Source organism: Roseivivax isoporae LMG 25204 (assembly GCF_000521865.1).
Lineage (GTDB): Bacteria > Pseudomonadota > Alphaproteobacteria > Rhodobacterales > Rhodobacteraceae > Roseivivax > Roseivivax isoporae.
On the sequence record NZ_JAME01000011.1, the window covers coordinates 107,742 to 125,582 of the forward strand.

At 70.0% G+C, this 17,841-nt stretch carries 16 protein-coding genes and 1 pseudogene; 8 read left to right on the forward strand and 9 right to left on the reverse strand.

All coding sequences use genetic code 11. The features are described from left to right. The first annotated feature begins 71 nt into the window (after positions 1–71). Positions 72–317 (forward strand): HP1242/YdcH family protein, encoded by a 246-nt coding sequence (locus RISW2_RS09195; RefSeq protein ID WP_043769417.1) that lies wholly within the window; start codon positions 72–74, stop codon positions 315–317. Here RISW2_RS09195 and RISW2_RS09200 read toward each other — a convergent pair. Then, positions 298–828, reverse strand: a complete 531-nt coding sequence (locus RISW2_RS09200) for a glutathione peroxidase (RefSeq protein ID WP_051491899.1) — start codon at positions 826–828, stop codon at positions 298–300. The genes RISW2_RS09195 and RISW2_RS09200 overlap by 20 nt on opposite strands. 106 nt (positions 829–934) lie before the next feature. Here RISW2_RS09200 and RISW2_RS09205 point away from each other — a divergent pair, with 106 nt between their 5' ends. Beyond that, a complete protein-coding gene (locus tag RISW2_RS09205; protein WP_043769420.1) occupies positions 935–1,204 on the forward strand; it encodes a DksA/TraR family C4-type zinc finger protein in 270 nt (89 codons plus the stop codon). A gap of 176 nt (positions 1,205–1,380) precedes the next feature. On the opposite strand, the gene RISW2_RS09210 is transcribed toward RISW2_RS09205, so the two are convergent. The 5 genes from RISW2_RS09210 to RISW2_RS09230 form a co-directional block, all read right to left on the reverse strand. Next, complete coding sequence (locus RISW2_RS09210) at positions 1,381–3,210, reverse strand: M3 family oligoendopeptidase (RefSeq protein ID WP_043769422.1); 1,830 nt, start codon at positions 3,208–3,210, stop codon at positions 1,381–1,383. A 75-nt stretch (positions 3,211–3,285) separates the two neighbouring features. Further along, positions 3,286–4,878, reverse strand: a complete 1,593-nt coding sequence (locus tag RISW2_RS09215; RefSeq protein ID WP_043769424.1) for an ATP-dependent DNA ligase — start codon at positions 4,876–4,878, stop codon at positions 3,286–3,288. Continuing rightward, positions 4,875–5,894, reverse strand: coding sequence for a ligase-associated DNA damage response exonuclease (locus RISW2_RS09220; RefSeq protein ID WP_043769517.1), 1,020 nt, complete (start codon positions 5,892–5,894; stop codon positions 4,875–4,877). The genes RISW2_RS09215 and RISW2_RS09220 overlap by 4 nt, the downstream gene beginning before the upstream one ends. A 44-nt stretch (positions 5,895–5,938) precedes the next feature. Further along, positions 5,939–6,907 carry an alpha/beta fold hydrolase gene (locus RISW2_RS09225; RefSeq protein WP_043769426.1) on the reverse strand — a complete coding sequence of 323 codons (969 nt, stop codon included), beginning with the start codon at positions 6,905–6,907 and terminating at the stop codon, positions 5,939–5,941. After that, on the reverse strand, positions 6,907–7,194 hold the full coding sequence (locus RISW2_RS09230) for an SCP2 sterol-binding domain-containing protein (protein WP_043769429.1): 288 nt from the start codon (positions 7,192–7,194) through the stop codon (positions 6,907–6,909). The genes RISW2_RS09225 and RISW2_RS09230 overlap by 1 nt, the downstream gene beginning before the upstream one ends. 85 nt (positions 7,195–7,279) lie before the next feature. Here RISW2_RS09230 and RISW2_RS09235 point away from each other — a divergent pair, with 85 nt between their 5' ends. The 5 genes from RISW2_RS09235 (at position 7,280) to RISW2_RS09255 (ending at position 12,505) form a co-directional block, all read left to right on the forward strand. After that, positions 7,280–7,834 carry a tetratricopeptide repeat protein gene (locus RISW2_RS09235; protein ID WP_244437538.1) on the forward strand — a complete coding sequence of 185 codons (555 nt, stop codon included), beginning with the start codon at positions 7,280–7,282 and terminating at the stop codon, positions 7,832–7,834. Positions 7,835–7,867: 33 nt separating this feature from the next. Beyond that, entirely contained in the window at positions 7,868–10,951 is a 3,084-nt protein-coding gene (locus RISW2_RS09240; protein WP_043769435.1) for a helicase-related protein, read from the forward strand. Continuing rightward, a complete protein-coding gene (locus RISW2_RS09245; RefSeq protein ID WP_043769438.1) occupies positions 10,952–11,332 on the forward strand; it encodes an RNA-binding S4 domain-containing protein in 381 nt (126 codons plus the stop codon). Between the two features lie 49 nt (positions 11,333–11,381). Beyond that, positions 11,382–11,720 carry a ferredoxin FdxA gene (gene fdxA / locus RISW2_RS09250; RefSeq protein WP_043769441.1) on the forward strand — a complete coding sequence of 113 codons (339 nt, stop codon included), beginning with the start codon at positions 11,382–11,384 and terminating at the stop codon, positions 11,718–11,720. Positions 11,721–11,995: 275 nt separating this feature from the next. Continuing rightward, on the forward strand, positions 11,996–12,505 hold the full coding sequence (locus tag RISW2_RS09255; RefSeq protein ID WP_043769444.1) for a CarD family transcriptional regulator: 510 nt from the start codon (positions 11,996–11,998) through the stop codon (positions 12,503–12,505). An 84-nt stretch (positions 12,506–12,589) separates the two neighbouring features. Here RISW2_RS09255 and RISW2_RS09260 read toward each other — a convergent pair whose 3' ends face one another. Continuing rightward, positions 12,590–14,461: a monovalent cation:proton antiporter-2 (CPA2) family protein gene (locus tag RISW2_RS09260; protein ID WP_043769447.1), complete on the reverse strand. Its 1,872-nt coding sequence runs from the start codon at positions 14,459–14,461 to the stop codon at positions 12,590–12,592. 132 nt (positions 14,462–14,593) lie between these two features. Next, positions 14,594–15,067, reverse strand: coding sequence for an Lrp/AsnC family transcriptional regulator (locus tag RISW2_RS09265; protein ID WP_043769450.1), 474 nt, complete (start codon positions 15,065–15,067; stop codon positions 14,594–14,596). 120 nt (positions 15,068–15,187) lie between these two features. On the opposite strand from RISW2_RS09265, the gene hppD reads away from it, so the two are divergent. After that, positions 15,188–16,288, forward strand: a complete 1,101-nt coding sequence (gene hppD / locus RISW2_RS09270) for a 4-hydroxyphenylpyruvate dioxygenase (protein WP_043769454.1) — start codon at positions 15,188–15,190, stop codon at positions 16,286–16,288. A 33-nt stretch (positions 16,289–16,321) separates the two neighbouring features. On the opposite strand, the pseudogene RISW2_RS25025 reads toward hppD, so the two are convergent. Then, positions 16,322–17,841: pseudogene (locus tag RISW2_RS25025) on the reverse strand (hypothetical protein); the annotation flags it as partial.

The following is a 17,841-nucleotide window of genomic DNA, read 5'->3' on the forward strand; positions in this document are numbered from 1 at the left end:
GGATCAAGGCGCGGGGGGCGCTGCGCGGGCAGGATGGCGCCGACATGACCCCGGTAGAAGGACCCCGCGCCATGACCCGCACGCCCCATCGCCTCGCCGACGACTTTCCCGGTCACCGCGAACGCCTGGCCGACCTGCGCCGCACCGATGCCCACCTGGCGCGGCTCGCGGCGGAATACGACGCGCTGAACGAGCGCATCCACCTGTCCGAGATCAACGTGATGCCGCTCGAGGACCTCGAGGAGGTGCAGTGCCGCAAGGAGCGCGCGGCGCTCAAGGACGCGATCTACGCTACGCTCACCCGCGCGCCGGCCTGAGCAGCGCCTCGATCCGGCCGACGATGTCCTCGGACATCGGCCGCACCGCCGACCCCCAGGTACCCGCGACCGAGCCGTCGGGCGCGATCAGCACCTTGTTGAAGTTCCAGGCGGGGCGGAACCCCTCGGTCTCGGCCAACCAGCGGTAGAACGGGTGGGCCCGGGGGCCGGTCACCGCGGTGATCGTGGTCATCGGCAGGTCGAGACCGAAGTTCAGCTCGCAGAAATCCTTGACCGCCTCGGCGCTCTCGAGCTCCTGCCGGAAGTCGTTCGACGGCACGGCGAGCACGATCAGCCCCGCATCGCGGTAGCGGTCGTAGAGCGCCTGCAGCGCATCGTATTGCGGCGTGAAGGCGCAGCGCGAGGCGGTGTTGACCACGAGGACCGGCCGGCCCTGCCAGTCGGTCGAGGCGATCTTGCCGCCGTCGATCGAGGGAAACGTGAACCGTTCGAGGGCCAGCGCCGGCAGGGCGGCCAGCACGAAGACGAGGGTTGCGAGAAGACGGAACATCGGGGCATCCTCCAGTGCCGGGAGAGCTAGTGCCGCGCGGCGCGGCTTCCACATCGTGCGGGCAGGCACGCAGGCGCGTGCCTGCCGGTTTCAGGCGGAGGCGAGGATGGCCGGAGGATGGACGCGCGACGGCGCGGTGAACGAGCAGATCGAGGCGTCGATCAGCGAGGAGCTCGCGCGCCTGCGCGCGCGCCGCGCGCCGGCGGGCGAGAGCCTTGCCCGGTGCGCGGAATGCGACGAACCCATCCCCGAGAAGCGCCGCGCAGCGATCCCGGGCGTCAAGCTCTGCATCGACTGCCAGCAGGACCGCGACCGCCGTCCCGCCGCGCGCTCCGGCATCAACCGACGCGGCTCGAAGGACAGCCAGCTCAAGTAGCCGGCGGAGGACGGCAGAAGGGGCTCCGCCCCTCTTGGCGCGTGCCGCGCCAATTCACCCCGGGATACTTCCGCCAAGAAGAAACGGGGGGCTGCGCGCGCGGCTCGTGCTTCTTCTTGGTCAAAATATCCCCGCCGGAGGCTCCCGCCCGGGCCTGCCCGGGCGGGATCGGCCTCTCAGCCTTCCATCGCCTCGAGCTCGTCGATGAAGCCCTCGATCATCGCCAGCCCCTTGTCCCAGAAGGCGGGGTCGGTCGCGTCGAGCCCGAAGGGCGCGAGCAGCGCCTTGTGGTGCTTGGAGCCGCCGGCCTTCAGCATGTCGAAGTACTTCTCCTGGAAGCCTTCGGGGCGCGCCTCGTACTCGGCGTAGAGCGCGTTCACCAGCCCGTCGCCGAAGGCATAGGCGTAGACGTAGAAGGGCGAATGCACGAAGTGCGGGATGTAGGCCCAGAACGTCTCGTAGCCGTCCATGAAGTCGAAGGCGGGTCCGAGGCTCTCGGCCTGGACGCTCATCCAGAGCGCGTTGATGTCGTCCGGGGTGAGTTCGCCGTCGCGGCGCGCCGCGTGCAGCTTGCACTCGAAGTCGTAGAACGCGATCTGCCGCACCACGGTGTTGATCATGTCCTCGACCTTGCCGGCCAGCAGCACCTTGCGCTCGGCGTCGTCCGCGGCATTGGCGAGCATCCGGCGGAAGGTCAGCATCTCGCCGAAGACCGACGCGGTCTCGGCGAGGGTGAGCGGCGTCGCGGCCAGCATCTCGCCTTGGCCCGCGGCCAGCACCTGGTGCACGCCGTGCCCCAGTTCGTGGGCGAGCGTCATGACGTCGCGCGGCTTGCCGAGATAGTTCAGCAGCACGTAGGGGTGCACGTCGGTGACGGTCGGGTGGGCGAAGGCCCCCGGCGCCTTGCCCGGCGTCACGCCCGCGTCGATCCAGCCCCGGTCGAAGAAGGGCTGCGCGATCTCGGCCATCTTCGGGTCGAAGCCCGCATAGGCGTTCATCACCGTCTCGCGTGCCTCGTCCCAGTCGACCACGCGGTCCGAGGACATGGGCAGCGGCGCGTTGCGGTCCCAGACCTGCATGCGCTCGACGCCGAGCCACCGGCGCTTGAGCTCGTAGTAGCGGTGCGAGAGCCGCGGATAGGCCTTCACCACCGCGTCGCGCAGCGCCCCGACCACCTCGGGCTCCACGTCGTTCGAGAGGTGCCGCCCAGTCTGCGCCGTGGGCATGCCGCGCCAGCGGTCGAGGACCTCCTTTTCCTTGGCCTGCGTGTTGTGCACGCGCGCGAAGGTGCGGACATTCGCTCCGAAGGTCTCGGCGAGGGCGCGCGCCGCCGCCTCGCGGCGGTCGCGGTCGCGGTCGGTCAGCAGGTTCAGCGTCGCCTCGATGCCGAGTTCCTCGCCATCCACCTCGAAGGTGAGCCCCGCGATCGTCTCGTCGAAGAGCCGCTCCCAGGCGTCGCCCACGACCCCCATGTCGTGCAGGAACTTCTCCATCTCGTCCGACAGCTGGTAGGGTTTCAGCGCCCGGATGCGGTCGAAGGCGGGCTTGTAGCGGGCGAGCTCGGCATTCGCCTCGAACAGAGCGGCGTAGTCCGCGTCGTCCACGCGGTTCAGCTCGAGCGAGAAGAACACCAGCGGCGTGGTGTAGGTGGTGATCTTCTCCTGCATGTCCGACAGCATCTTGGTGCGGCCGGGATCGGTCGTGTTCTGGTAGTAGCGCAGGCCCGTATAGGACATGATGCGGCCGGCGATGTTCTCGATCCGCTCGTGGCGGTGCACCATCTCGAGGAACCCGTCCGCGTCGAGCGTCGCGATCCTGCCCTCGTAATCCTCGGCGAAGCCCTTGCAGGCCGCCTCGAGCCAGTCGAGGTCGCGCTTGAGCTCCGGCGCGTCGGGCGCGGCATAGAGATCGGTCAGATCCCATTCGGGCAGATCGCCCAGGTCGCGTCCGCCGGCGGGCGGGCGGGCGTCGCGCAGGGGCAGGATCGGGGCGGACGGAAAGCGCATGGGATCACCTTTTGTCGTTTGCACTGACATAGGGACCGCGCGGGCGCGATTGCAACCACGCGGCCCGGCATTCCTTCAGCCGTAGGCCGCGAGCATGGCCTTGAGGTCGTCGAGCGTGTTGGCCTCGCGCGCGGGCTTGTCGTGCCGCCAGCGACTCATGCGCGGAAAGCGCAGCGCCACGCCCGACTTGTGCCGCGGGCTTTCCTGGATGCCCTCGAAGGCGATCTCGAAGACGTGGTGCGGCGTCACCTGCCGCACCGGGCCGAAGCGCTGCTCGGTGTGCCGGCGCACCCACTGGGTGATCCGGCGGAACTCGGCATCGGTCAGGCCTGAATAGGCCTTGGTGAAGGGCACGAGCGCGTCGCCGTCCCAGACCGCGAAGGTGAAGTCGGTGAAGAGGTTGGCGCGCCGGCCGGATCCCGACTGCGCGTAGATCATGACCGCGTCGATCACGAGCGGGTCGAGTTTCCATTTCCACCAGTCGCCCTTGCGCCGGCCTGACAGGTAGGGGCTGTCCTTGCGCTTGAGCATCACGCCCTCGGCGCGGAACGCGCGCGCGGCGGCCCGCCGCCGGGCGAGGTCGTCCCAGTCGCCGAAGGCGATCGCGGGCGAGACGCGCACCGGCGCCTCGTCGGGCAGCCCGCCCACCAGCTCCTCGAGCCGCGCCCGCCGCGCGGCCATGGGGGCATCGCGCAGGTCCGCGCCGTCCGCTTCCAGCAGGTCGTAGGCCACCATGCTCACGGGCGCCTCGCGCAGGAGCTTGCGCGGCACCGTCTTGCGGCCGATCCGCGCCTGCAGGGTGTTGAAGGGCAGGGGCGCGCCGTCCGCCCAGGCGAGGATCTCGCCGTCGATCACGGTACCGTCGGGCAGGAAGTCGCGGGCGCGGGCGAATTCCGGGAAGCGGTCGGTCATCAGCTCCTCGCCGCGCGACCAGACGTGGTGCGCGCCGCCCCTGAGGACGAGCTGCCCGCGGATGCCGTCCCATTTCCACTCCGCGAGCCAGTCGTCGTGGCTGCCGAGAGTCTCCGGCGGATCCTCGAGCTGGAAGGCCAGGTAGAACGGGTAGGGGCGCGAGAGGTCGGAGCTCGCGTCGTCGGCCTCGATGAGGCTCGCCCAGGTGACGTCGTCCGGGGTCCAGCCGCCCATCAGCTTGTGCGCGAGGACGGCCTCCTCCTGGCCCGTCGCCTGCGCGAGCGCGCGCGTCATGAGCTTCTGGCTGACGCCGATCCGCCAGCCGCCGGTCAGGAGCTTGTTGAAGAGGAAGCGCTCGGTCGCGTCGAGCCGGTCCCACGCGTCGAGGATCGCGGCCCGGCGCGCCTCGACATCCGCGCGGGCGAGCCCGCGCAGGTAGCCGATCCAGTGCGACAGCGGCCGGTCCTCGGGCGTGGCGGCGGGCGGCAGGACGAGCGCGATGGTCTCGGCCAGGTCGCCCACCACCGGGTAGCTTTCCTCGAGCAGCCAGAGCGGGATCCCCGCGCGTTCGGCCGCCCATTCGCGCAGCTGCGTGGTCGTCACCGCCCGCTTCGGCCGCCGGCCCGAGAACAGCGCCACGGTCCAGAGCTTGTCCTCGTCCGACGCGGTCTCGAAGAACGCGGCGAGCGCGCGGGTCTTCACCGAGGTGCGGGTGGTCTGGTCGATGGCGGTGAAGAGCGCGGCGAAGTCCTTCATGCGGCGTCCGTCGCGGCGGTATCGTCCTCTTCCTCGCTGCCGAACTCGGTCGGCACGACGTCGGCGTTCCAGCCGTTCTGGTTCAACCAGCGCGCGAAGATGTCCGTGTATCCATGTGTAACATATATGTTTTCGGCGCCCGTCTCGCGGATCGCGCCGATCAGCCCGTCCCAGTCCGCGTGGTCCGACAGCACGAAGCCGCGGTCCGCCGCACGCCGGCGCCGCACCCCGCGAAGCCGCATCCACCCGCTCGCGAAGGCGGTCGAGGCGGTCCCGAAGCGCCGCGCCCAGGGCGTGCCGAGCGCCGAGGGCGGTGCGAGCACCAGCGCGCCCGGCGCGTCGCGGCCCTTGGTCTCGGGCGTGACCTGCGTCGTGTCGGGCAGCGGATAGCCCTGCGCGCGCAGGACGCCGTTCGTGCCCTCGACCGCGCCGTGGGTCAGGATCGGGCCGATCCCGGGGTCGACGAGCGAGAGGATCCGCTGCGCCTTGCCGAGCGAGTAGGCCCCGAGGATCGACGTCCGTCCCTCGGCCGCGTTCGCCGCCCACCACGCGTTCACCTCGGCCGCGATGTCGGCCTGCGGCGCCCAGGTGAAGACCGGCAGCCCGAAGGTGCATTCGCTGACGAAGGCGTGGCAGCGCACCGGCTCGAACGGCTCGGAGAGGCCGTCGGCATCGGTCTTGTAGTCGCCCGAGACCACCCAGACGGCGCCGCCCACCTCGACGCGGATCTGCGCCGATCCGGGCAGGTGGCCGGCGGGATGGAACGACACGGTGGCGCCGCCGATCCGCCGCGTCTCGCCGTAGCGGATCGTCTCGATAGCGATGTCGCCGAGACGGTGGCGGATCACGGGGGCCGCGCCGTCGGTGGCGAGGTAGCGCCGATGGCCCCAGCGGGCATGATCGGCATGGCCGTGGGTGATGAGCGCGGACTCCACCGGCCGCCACGGGTCGATGTGGAAATCGCCGGCGGGACAGTAGATGCCGCGGTCTGTGAAGGTGAGGACGGGATCGGCCATGGCGCGGCAGAGCATAGCGCGCGCCGGGCGGCCCGCCAGCGGCCTCAGGCGGTCGCGCTGCGCGTGGCCCCGCCGTCCGCCGCCGCGTCGAAGAGCGCGACGCCCGCGTCGACGATGCGCGTGCGGATCTCGCGGCCTTCCATGAGCACCTCGTGCTCGCCGCCCGCGATGACCTCGAGCCGGCCGCCCGGCCAGCGCGCCATGCGCTCGCGGATGCGCAGAACGTCGACGATGCGCTCGTTCGAGCCGACGAAGGTCACGCAGGGCAGGGACGGCGACGGGCGCTGGGCCAGGTCGCGGCATTCCCCGAGCGCCTGGTGCAGCCAGTGCAGGGACGGGCCGCCGAGTTGCAGGCGCGGCTCGGCCATCACGTGGCTGCGCATGTACTCGTACATCTCCGTGTCGGTGGTCAGGAGGTTGTTCTCGAACGCCTCGGCGACCACGTAGGCGTCGGGCCGGGTGCCGGGCGTGTAGACGTGGCCGAGGCCGAGCCGCGCGCCGGACCAGCTGAGCGCCCAGGCCGCGGGCCGGAGGGTGGACGCCATCTGGATTCCCCACATGGGCCCGGTGAAGACGACGGAAGCCACGTCGATGCCGCGCATGAGCGCGCGCAGGCCGATGCAGCCGCCCATGGAATGCGCGAGGAGATGGAAGGGCCGCGGCAGGTCCATGGACCGTGCCGCCGCGATCATCGCGTCGACGTCCTTCTGGTAGTCGGCAAAGCTTGCCACGTGGCCGGTGCGCACGTCGGCGAGGAACCGGTCGGCGAGCCCCTGGCCGCGCCAGTCGACGCAGAGCGTGGCATAGCCCCGCTCTGCAAGATCGCGGGCGGTGCGGCCGTATTTCTCGACATACTCGGTGCGGCCGGGAAACAGCAGCACCGTGCCCCGCGCGGACTTTGCGGGGAAATGGGCCAGCCTCAGCCGCACCGCGTCGATCGCCTCGACCCAGAAGGCATGCGTGCCCTCCGGGCCCTCGGAGAGCTCCGACAGGAACGGTGCGGCGTCGTGCATCAGGCGAGAACCTGCGCGAGCTGCATGGCCTTGCCCATGTCGCCGTCGATCGACAGCTTGCCCGACATGAAGGCAGAGGTCGGGTCGAGGTCGCCGTCGAGGATCTGCTTGAAGGTGTCCGCGTCGGCTGTCAGCGTCACGTCCGCGTCGCCGTCGCCCTCGCGCGCGCCGTTCGAATCGAGCATGAAGGCGCCTTCGCCCTCGATCTCGAACTTGGCGGTCGCGTCGAAGCCCGACACGTCCTTCTGGTTCATGGTCTTCACGGCCTCTGCCACCACGTCGCTCATGCGCGTTGTCCTCCATTTGATCCGATGGCGGGTGGCATTTCCCGCCATGCACGCTACACTCGACCGCACAATGAGCATGGCACACATGACTTTCAAATCTATCGTGGCGGCAGGCGTGGCCATAGTCACGTATTCCCTACCGCTCTCGGCCGAAGTCGGCTCGGACCGCTCCGACGAGCTGCTGTCGCAGCTCGCCGAAGCGGAGGACGACGTGGCCGCGCAGCGCGTCGAGCGCGAGCTCCAGCTCGAATGGTCGAAATCGGGTTCGGCGGCCATGGACCTGCTGCTCAAGCGGGGCCGCGACGCGATGGAGGTCAACGACCTCGACGCCGCGGTCGAGCACCTGACCGCGCTGACCGACCACGCGCCGGACTTCGCCGAGGGCTGGCTCGCGCTCTCGCTCGCCTATTACGCCAAGGAGCTGTACGGGCCCGCCGCCTACGCGCTCGAGCGCACGCTGGCGCTCAACCCCGACCATTTCGGGGCGCTGCAGGGGGTCGGCGCCATCTTCGACCACCTCGACGAACCGCAGCGGGCCTACGACGCCTATGCCATGGCCGCCCGCCTGCGTCCGCACGACCAGACGCTCCTTGACGCCATGGAACGGCTTGAACGCGACGCCCGCGGCTGGAAGCTCTGACGACACACGCATCCGCGAAAGATTGGACGGGGCATGTCTGACCGCCCGCGCCTCGCGGCCGTTCTCGGCCCGACGAACACCGGCAAGACCCACTACGCCATCGACCGGATGCTGGGCTACCGCACCGGAATGATCGGCCTGCCGCTGCGCCTTCTGGCGCGCGAGGTCTACGACAAGATCGTGGCCGCGCGCGGCCCCTCGGTCGTGGCGCTGGTCACCGGCGAGGAACGCATCGTGCCGCCGCGCGCCGCCTACTGGGTCTGCACGGTCGAGGCGATGCCCGAGGGCATGGGCTGCGACTTCGTGGCCATCGACGAGATCCAGCTCTGCGCCGACCCCGAGCGCGGTCACGTCTTCACCGACCGCCTGCTGCGCGCCCGCGGCCTGCGCGAGACGCTGTTCCTCGGCGCCGACACCATGCGCGGACCCATCGCGGGACTGGTGCCCGGGGTCGAGTTCGTACGCCGCGAGCGGATGAGCCAGCTGTCCTACACGGGGTCGAAGAAGATCAGCCGCCTCGCGCCGCGCAGCGCCATCGTCGGCTTCTCGGTCGAGAACGTCTACGCCATCGCCGAGCTCCTGCGCCGGCAGAAGGGCGGCGCGGCGGTGGTGATGGGCGCGCTGAGTCCCCGGACCCGCAACGCGCAGGTGGCGCTCTACCAGAATGGCGAGGTCGACTACCTCGTGGCCACCGACGCCATCGGCATGGGGCTCAACCTCGACATCGACCACGTGGCGTTCTCGTCGCTGACCAAGTTCGACGGCCGCCGCATGCGGCCGCTCGCGCCGAACGAGCTCGCGCAGATCGCGGGCCGGGCGGGACGCGGCATGGCGAACGGCACCTTCGGGGTGACCGGCGAGGCGCAGCCGCTCGACGACGAAGTGGCGGAGGCCATCGTCAGTCACCGATTCGCGCCGATCCGGCGGCTCAACTGGCGCAACGCCGCGCTGAGCTTCGGCAGCGTCGAGCGGCTCATCGCCTCGCTCGAGGCCGCGCCCGACGACGACAGGCTGGCGCGGGCCCGCGACGCCGACGACCTGATCGCCCTCAGGATGCTCGCGCAGGACGGCGAGGTCATGGCGCGCGCGTCGGATCCGCGATCCGTGCAGCTTTTGTGGGATGTCTGCCGGGTGCCCGACTTCCGTGGCATCAGCCACGCGGAACATGCGGGCCTTCTGAACGTTATTTTCGCGCACCTGCACCAGAGAGGCAGCGTGCCGGACGACTTCATCGCGCGACAGGTCCATCGCATCGACCGGACCGACGGGGACATCGACACGCTGTCCAAACGGCTGGCGTATATCCGCACATGGACGTACGTCGCGCAGAGGAAAGGCTGGGTGGGGGACGAAACGCATTGGCGCGAGACCACCCGCGCGGTAGAAGACAGGCTGTCGGATGCGCTGCACGACCGTCTGACCCAGAGATTTGTTGATCGGCGGACGAGCGTTCTGCTCCGCCGGTTAAAGCAGAAGGAGGCCCTCTTGGCCGAAGTGAACGACAAGGGCGAGGTCACGGTCGAAGGCGAATTCGTCGGACGGCTGGAAGGGTTCCGATTCCGTCAGGACAAGGACGCCCAGGGCCAGGAAGCGAAGACGCTGAAAAGCGCGTCGCTGCAGGCGCTTGCGCCGCATTTTCATCTGCGCGCGGACAGGTTCTACAACGCGCCGGACACCGAGATCGACTTCACCGAGCAGGGTGGCCTCATGTGGGGCGACCAGGCGGTGGGCAAGCTCGTCGCGGGCGACGATCCGCTGAAGCCCCGGGTGACGGCCTTCGTCGACGATACGGCAGGTGCCGACGTCATCCAGAAGGTCGAACGCCGTCTGCAGCACTTCATCGACCGCAAGATCGCGGCGCTGTTCGAGCCCTTGATGAACATCCGTCGCGACGAGACGCTGTCGGGAACCGCCAAGGGCTTCGGCTACCGCATGGTCGAATCGATGGGGGTGATCCCGCGTGCGCAGGTCTCAGACGAGGTGCGCGGGCTCGACCAGGAGGCGCGGGGCGCGCTGCGCAAGCACGGCATCCGCTTCGGCCAGTTCACGGTCTTCATGCCGCTCCTGCTGAAACCGGCGCCAACCCGGTTGCGGCTCGTGCTCTGGTCGCTGGCGAACGGGCTCGACACCTTCCCTGAGGCGCCGCCGCCGGGGCTCGTGACCGTGCCCGACCAGCCCGAGGTGCCCGCCGAGCAGTTCGCGGTCATGGGCTACCGCAAGTCCGGCGCACGGGCGATCCGCATCGACATGCTGGAACGGCTCGCCGACATGCTGCGCGGCGAGGACAGCCGCGGCGGCTTCGAGGCCAAGGCGGACATGCTGTCCATCACAGGCCTGACGCTCGAGCAGTTCGCGGACCTCATGCAGGGCCTCGGCTACCGGGCCGAGAAGGGCGAGCGCGAGAAGGCGCGGCCCGTCGACCGGACCATTCCGGTCGAGACGCTCGCCCCCGAGACCGGCGGCGGTGATCCGCGCGCCGAGACGCCGGTGGACACGGTCGGCGGCGAGGACACGCTCGATCCGGCCGACGACACGCTGTCGCCTGCGGACGACACGGCCGAGCCGGACGCTCCCGACCAGCCGGTCTTCGACGCGGCGGCCGAGGCCGACGCCGCGCCCGGAGCGATCACCGAGCAGCCGCAGGTCGACCCGGAAAGCACGGTCGAGGCGGAGGCGGAGAGCATCCCCGAGGATGATCTCGCGCCCGTCGCCGAGGCGCCGGCCGAGCCCGACCCGGAGGTGGACACCGGCATCGCCGAGATCCCCTCGGACGAGGTGCCGGTCGGAACGCCGCCCGACACCGATCTGGCCGCGCCCGAGGTCGAGACCTACTACACCTTCACCTGGGCCGGCACGCGCGGCGGCAAGGGCGGCCGGCGCGGCGGCGCCGAGGGCGGCGCCCGAGGCGAACGTCGCGGTGGCGGCGGCGGCGAGAAGCGCGGCGGCAAGGCCGCGGGCGGCCCGCGCGGCAAGTCCGGCGGCGCGCCGGGCGGCAAGCGGCCCCCGCGCGAGGACAAGGGCCCCAAGACCTACGAATCCCGCCCGCAGAAGAAGGACCGGATCGATCCGGACAACCCGTTCGCGGCGGCTCTCATGGGGTTCAAGGACCGCTCGTAGGTGTCCGAGGCACCTGCGAAACTGAGGATCGACAAGTGGCTGTGGCAGGCGCGGTTCTTCAAGACCCGCAGCCTGGCCGCCAAGGTGGCGACCGGCGGCCACGTGCGCCTGAACGGGCAGCGCGTGGCCAAGGCGTCGGTCGCCGTCGGTCCCGGCGACGTCCTGACCTTTCCGCAGGCCCGTGCCGTGCGGGTCGTGCGCATCCTTGCGCTGGGGGATCGGCGCGGCCCTTCCCCCGAGGCGCGCGCCCTCTACGACGATCTCTCGCCGCCCGAACCTGCCCCGGCCGATCCCGGCCGGCCGCGCCCCGAGCCGGGCGGAAGGCCCACCGGGAAGGATCGCCGCAGGCTCGATCAAACCCGCGGCGGGGCGCTTGAATGACCCCGGCACATGGCTTAGCTGTCGGGCAAGACAACGGGACACCTCCGCAATGACCTACATCGTCACCGACAACTGCATCGCCTGCAAATACACCGACTGCGTCGAGGTCTGCCCGGTGGATTGCTTCTACGAGGGCGAGAACATGCTGGTGATCCACCCCGACGAATGCATCGATTGCGGGGTGTGCGAACCGGAATGCCCTGCCGACGCGATCCGCCCGGACACCGAGCCGGGCATGGAGACGTGGGTGGAATTCAACCGCAAGTACTCCGAGATGTGGCCGGTCATCATCACCAAGAAGGACCCGCTGCCCGAGGCCGAGGACCGCGACGGCGAGACCGGCAAGCTCGAGAAGTACTTCTCGGAAGCGGCGGGCGAGGGCGGCTGAGCGCGATTCGCGCGACATCCTGCCGCGATGCGCAAGGCTTCGCCGGCAAGATGCTGATAGCACTGGACAATCTCCGTCGGCAGGGCTCCGCTGGCGGGGGGCTGCAAAATGTGCTATGTTATCCCTGCAAATGAGTACACCGCGTGCATACTGGTCCCCGGCGACGCGCGCCCCGGGACCCTAATCCGAGGTCATATATCGAAGTGAACGGAAATTTGCGTTTCCGCTCACTTTTCTTGTCGCCTGAGCACCGGTGAGCTGCCGAGGAAGCCTGAATGACCAAGACCAAGAAATCCGAGTTCCGCCCCAACGACTACGTCGTGTACCCCGCGCACGGCGTCGGTCAGATCATGTCGATCGAGGAGCAGGAAATCGCCGGCATCAAGCTGGAACTGTTCGTGATCTCCTTCGAGAAGGACAAGATGACGCTGCGCGTTCCGACGCACAAGGCGTCCGAGGTGGGCATGCGGTCGCTCAGCTCTCCCGACGTGGTCAGCGAAGCGATGAAGACCCTGCGCGGCAAGGCCAAGGTCAAGCGCGCCATGTGGTCCCGCCGGGCGCAGGAATACGAGCAGAAGATCAATTCCGGCGACCTGATCGCCATTGCCGAGGTCGTGCGCGACCTGCACCGCGCGGACGACCAGCGCGAGCAGAGCTATTCCGAGCGCCAGCTTTACGAGGCGGCGCTCGAGCGGCTGACCCGCGAGGTCGCCGCAGTGACCGGCGGGGACGAGGTCGCGGCCGCCAAGAAGGTGGACGAGGTCCTGGTGTCCCGCGCCGCCTGAGGCGCTCTCTGCATCACGTGAACCGGCAGGGGGCCGCGCCGAAGGGTGCGGCCCCTTTCCCGTGCAGGTCCGCGCGCATGCGGCTCATGCCGCGTCGTCCTTGCGCTCGAGCGCCTGGAAGAGGGCGGTCTCGAGTTCCTTCTCCAGCTCCTTGGCGCGCGCGATGTAGTCGGCATTGTCCGCCGGCGCGACGCCTGGCTTCCAGAGCTTGGCCAGCTCGCGCACCGTGTAGCGGTCGTGGTGGTAGAACGTCTCCTGCGCCTGCGCGGCCTCGTATTCCGTCATGCCGATGTTCTCGAGCACGTAGCGCCCGGCGCGGATCGAGGAATCGAAGAGCTCGCGCACGATGTCGTCGGCGCCCGCCTGGTAGAGCGCGTAGACATGCGTCCGGTCGCGGGCGCGCGCGACGATGTGCAGCTCCTCGCCCCGCAGCCGCCGCGCGTAGGACACGAGCCGCGTCGTCGCCGCGGGATCGTCGAGCGCCACGACCAGCACCTTCGCGGTATCGATGCCGGCCGCGTGCAGCAGTTCCGGCCGGGTGGGATCGCCGAAATAGCCCTTGAAGCCGAAGCGCCGCATGACCTGGATCGTCTCCATGTCGTGGTCGAGGACCACCGTGCCGAAGCCGCAGCTCTGGACCAGCCGGTTCACGATCTGCCCGAACCGGCCGATGCCCGCGATGATGACGGGCGCGTGCGCGTCGATGGGATCGGCGGGGCGGTCCTCCTTCTCCTCGGCGAGCCGCTTCGACACCACCTCGAAGGCGATGAAGGCGAGGGGCGTCAGCAGCATCGAGAGCGCGACCACCAGAAGCAGCCGTTCCGACAGGGCGGGGGTGAACACTCCCTGCTGCAACGAGAACGACACCAGCACGAAGCCGAATTCCCCCGCCTGCGCGAGCCCCAGGGTGAACAGCCACTGGTCGCGCCCGCGCAGCCCGAAGAACCGCCCGAGCCCGTAGAGGATGGCGCCCTTCAGTGCCATGACCCCCACGGCGAGCGCGAAGAGGGTGACCGGCGCCGACAGGAAGGTGCCGAAGTCGATCCCGGCCCCCACGGTGATGAAGAAGAGGCCGAGCAGCAGGCCCTTGAACGGCTCGATGTCGGATTCGAGCTCGTGCCGGAACTCGCTGTTCGCCAGCACCACCCCGGCGAGGAAGGTGCCGAGGGCGGGCGAGAGGCCCACGAGGATCATCAGGAACGCGATGCCGAGCACGATCAGGAGCGCGAGCGCGGTGTACATCTCGCGCAGGCGCGTGGCGTGGATGAAGCGGAAGAGCGGCCCGATCAGGAACACGCCCGCGAGGATGATCGCGGCGATGGCCGCGAGCGTCACCAGCGCCACGCCCCAGCCCGGCAGCCCCTCGACGAGGCTCATGCCGTGATGTGCGCCGTGATCGCCCGCGCCTCGGTCGATGGATCCGTCCGCGCTGATCGTGATCGGGTCGCGCAGCGTCAGGAGCGGCAGCACCACCAGCATGGGGATCACCGCGATGTCCTGCGTCAGAAGGACCGAGAACGAGGACCGCCCGCCCGCCGTCTGCATCAGGCGCTTTTCCGACAGCGTCTGCAGCACGATGGCGGTCGAGGACAGCGCGAACACCATGCCGACAGCCAGCGCCACCTGCCAGACGAGCCCGAGCGCCATGGCCGCGCCCATGACCGCGCCACCGGTCAGCACGATCTGCAGGCCGCCGAGGCCCACGAGCTTCTTGCGCATGTCCCAGAGCGCGCGGGGTTCGAGCTCGAGCCCGATGAGGAACAGCATCATCACCACGCCGAACTCGGCGAAGTGCTGCAGGTCCGAGGTTGCGGTGATGAGTCCGAGCACCGGCCCGATCACGATGCCCGCCGCGAGGTAGCCCAGCACCGACCCGAGCCCCAGCCGCGAGGCGATGGGCACCGCGATCACCGCGGCGAGGAGGAAGATCGACGCCTGGTACAGAAAGCTTTCCATCTCGTCTCCGGGCTCGAGGGGTGGGAGCCGCGCCGCGGCGCGCTGCACGGATCATGGAACGGTCGGGCCGCCGATGTCCACCGGCGGCCGCGTGCGCCCCGCGCAGGGGGGCTGTGCCTGCCCGCGCGGTGGTCAGAGAGGAAAGGGCGCGTCCGGCTTCGTCTGATCCATGACGATCTGGCTCTGCACCCGCGCGACGGTGGGATGCGCCAGCAGCACCTCGTGGATCAGGCGGTTCAGTGCGCCCAGATCGGTGCAGAACACCCGCAGCAGGTAGTCGGCCTCCCCGGTCAGCGTCCAGGCCGAGATCACCTCGGCCCGCGTCGCCAGCAGCCGCGCGAACCCCTTGCCCTGCTCGGGGCCGTGGGTGGCGAGCTGCACCTGCACGAAGGCCTGGACCGCGAGCCCCAGCCGTTCGGGATCGAGCCGTGCGATGTAGGCGCGGATGTAGCCCTCGGTCTCGAGCCGCTGGCGCCGCCGCCCGGCCTGGCTCGCCGAGAGGTTCAGCCGCTGGCCCAGCTCCTGCGCCGTCAGATGCGCGTCGCGCTGCAGCTCCGACAGGAGCCGCAGGTCGGTCTCGTCGAGGTCTCTGCGCGTTTCCTGCATGAAGGCCATCCTATGCGCGGGATGCCCGCATGTGAAGGTGGGGAATGCAGGCAGAACGCGCACATGCCGCGCGATGCGTGCATTATCCTCTGGTCAGGCTCAAGAAGGGAGGCTCTCACCATGGGACCGTTTCCGCACGACGCACCGAAGGCGACCATCACCCGCGACAACCCCGCCGGCACTGACGGGTTCGAGTTCGTCGAATTCGCGCATCCCGAACCGGCCGAGCTGCGCGACCTCTTTACGCGCATGGGCTACACCCACGTGGCCAACCACAAGACCAAGCGGATCGAGCTCTGGCAGCAGGGCGACATCACCTACGTGCTGAACGCCGAGCCCGGCAGCTTCGCCGCGCGCTTCGTCGAGGCGCACGGGCCCTGCGCGCCTGCCATGGCGTGGCGCGTCGTCGACGCGCAGCATGCCTTCGACCACGCGGTCGCCAAGGGCGCCGAGCCCTACGAGGGCGACGACAAGACGATGGACGTGCCCGCGATCAAGGGCATCGGCGGGTCGCTCATCTACTTCATCGAGGATTATCACGACACCTCGCCCTACAACCGCGAATTCGACTGGATCGCCCAGTCGAAGCCCGAGGGCGTGGGCTTCTGGTATCTCGATCACCTGACCCACAACGTGTTCAAGGGCAACATGGACACGTGGTTCCGGTTCTACGGCGATCTCTTCAACTTCCGCGAGATCCGGTTCTTCGACATCGAGGGCAAGTATTCGGGGCTCTTCAGCCGCGCGCTGACCTCGCCCTGCGGCAAGATCCGGATCCCGATCAACGAGGACCGCGGCGAGAAGGGCCAGATCGTCGCCTACCTCAAGAAGTACGGCGGCGAAGGCATCCAGCACATCGCCGTCGGCGCGCGCAACATCTACGACGCGACCGACGCCATTGCCGACAACGGGCTCGCCTTCATGCCGGGACCGCCCGACACCTATTACGAACAGAGCGTCGAGCGCGTGCAGGGCCACGAGGAGCCGATCGACCGCATGAAGCGGCACGGCATCCTGATCGACGGCGAGGGCGTCGTGGACGGTGGCGAGACCCGCATCCTGCTGCAGATCTTCTCGAAGACCGTGATCGGGCCGATCTTCTTCGAGTTCATCGAGCGCAAGGGCGACGACGGCTTCGGCGAGGGCAACTTCAAGGCGCTGTTCGAATCGATCGAGGCCGAACAGATCGCGACGGGCGAGCTGACCGCGGCCGACAGCTGACCGACGTCCCTGAGGGCGCCCGCGCGGGCGCCCTCAGGGCATCTCGAGCACGAGGCTGCGGCCGCCCTTGACGTAGCGCAGCTCGGATTCGCCGATGGCGGCCACGCGGCCGCCGTCGATTCGGTCCCCGACCTTCACCTTCTCGTAGCGGCCGTTCGACAGCCGCACCAGCGCGCGCCGGCTCGAGGGCTGGCCGTAGACGCCGATCAGGTTCACCTGCCGCAGGTTCAGGACGTTCTGCACCGTGGCGCTGCCCGCGACCGACGCGTTCGACGGCGCGGACGGCGCGACGGTGCGCGGCGCGACCTGGGCGGCGGCGGCGACCTCGGTCGGCTGCTCCGCCGGGGTCTCGGTGGCGCGGGCGCGGGCGGTCTCGACGATGGTGCCGAAGTCGCGCGGCCGGGTGATGGGCTTCTTCGAATCGACGACCGCCTGTTCGGTGGCCTCGGTGTCGCGCTCGGCCTCCGCCTTCGCGGTCTCGGGCCGCAGCAGCGGCCGAAGCCCCGCCAGCTCGCTCAGCGACAGCCCGTTCAGCGCGGCGCGTTCGCTGTTCTCCACGAGGTTCACCGGCCGGCCGTTCGGCCGCACGCGGCTCAGCTGCTGCAGGCGCGCCACTTCGCTTGCGGTCTCGCCGGGCGTGCCCTCGGGCAGGACGGACGCGCGGCGGGGCGGCACGGCGGGCGGCAGGCCGGCATAGACGCGCACCCGGTCGGGATTGAGCGCGCCCTCGGGCGTGGCGCGGACAAGCCCGCGCGCGTCGAGGTCGAACACCGTTCCGGCGGGGGCCGGCGGCATGGGCGCGGCGTAGGGCGCGTCCGCGCGCGCGGCCTGCGCCTCGGGCAGCGCGACCGCGTCGGTTTCCTCGACCTCTGGATCGAGCGAGACCAGGTAGACGTCCTCAACCTCGCTGCCGCGCAGTTCGAGCGGCGCCGTGGGCGCGCGGGCCCAGATGCCGGTCGCGGCATAGGTCGCCTCCGCCGCCTCGGGCGTCAGTTCCTCTGCCGTCTCGGGCGTGGCGAGCGCCTCGGGGATGTCGGCGTCCGTCGCGGCCCCGTCGATCTCGTCGATCTCGGGATCGAGCGCGGCGAGCGTCACGTCCTCCGCCCCGGCTTCGGCGGCGAGTTCGGCGTCGTCATCGGGCGGCGGCACGATGTCCGCGGTCGCCGCCTCGGCCTCGGGCTCGGACAGGGCGGCCACGGCGGTCTCGTCGTCACCCCGGAAGAAGCGGGCGAGCCCGTCGTCGAGGTAGACCGACGCCCAGGCCGCGACCCCGGCAAGGAAGAGGAGGAGCGCGGCGGTCAGCATCAGGCCGAGGAACTTCGGCTTGCCGCCGATCTTCGGCGCGTCGCGGTCGCGCTGGCCGAAGATGGTCATGCGCTGGCGCTCTTCCTCGGGATCGAGCGCAAGCGCCGCGCTGCCGCCCGCCGCCGCGCGATGGGCTCGCGGCTCGGGCTCGCGTCCGGGCCGGAGCGCGGCGATGCGCTCGGCCACCGGAACGGAGGCGGGCAGGGCGGCTGGGGGCGCGGCCGCGCGCGGGGCGGCGGATGCCTCGT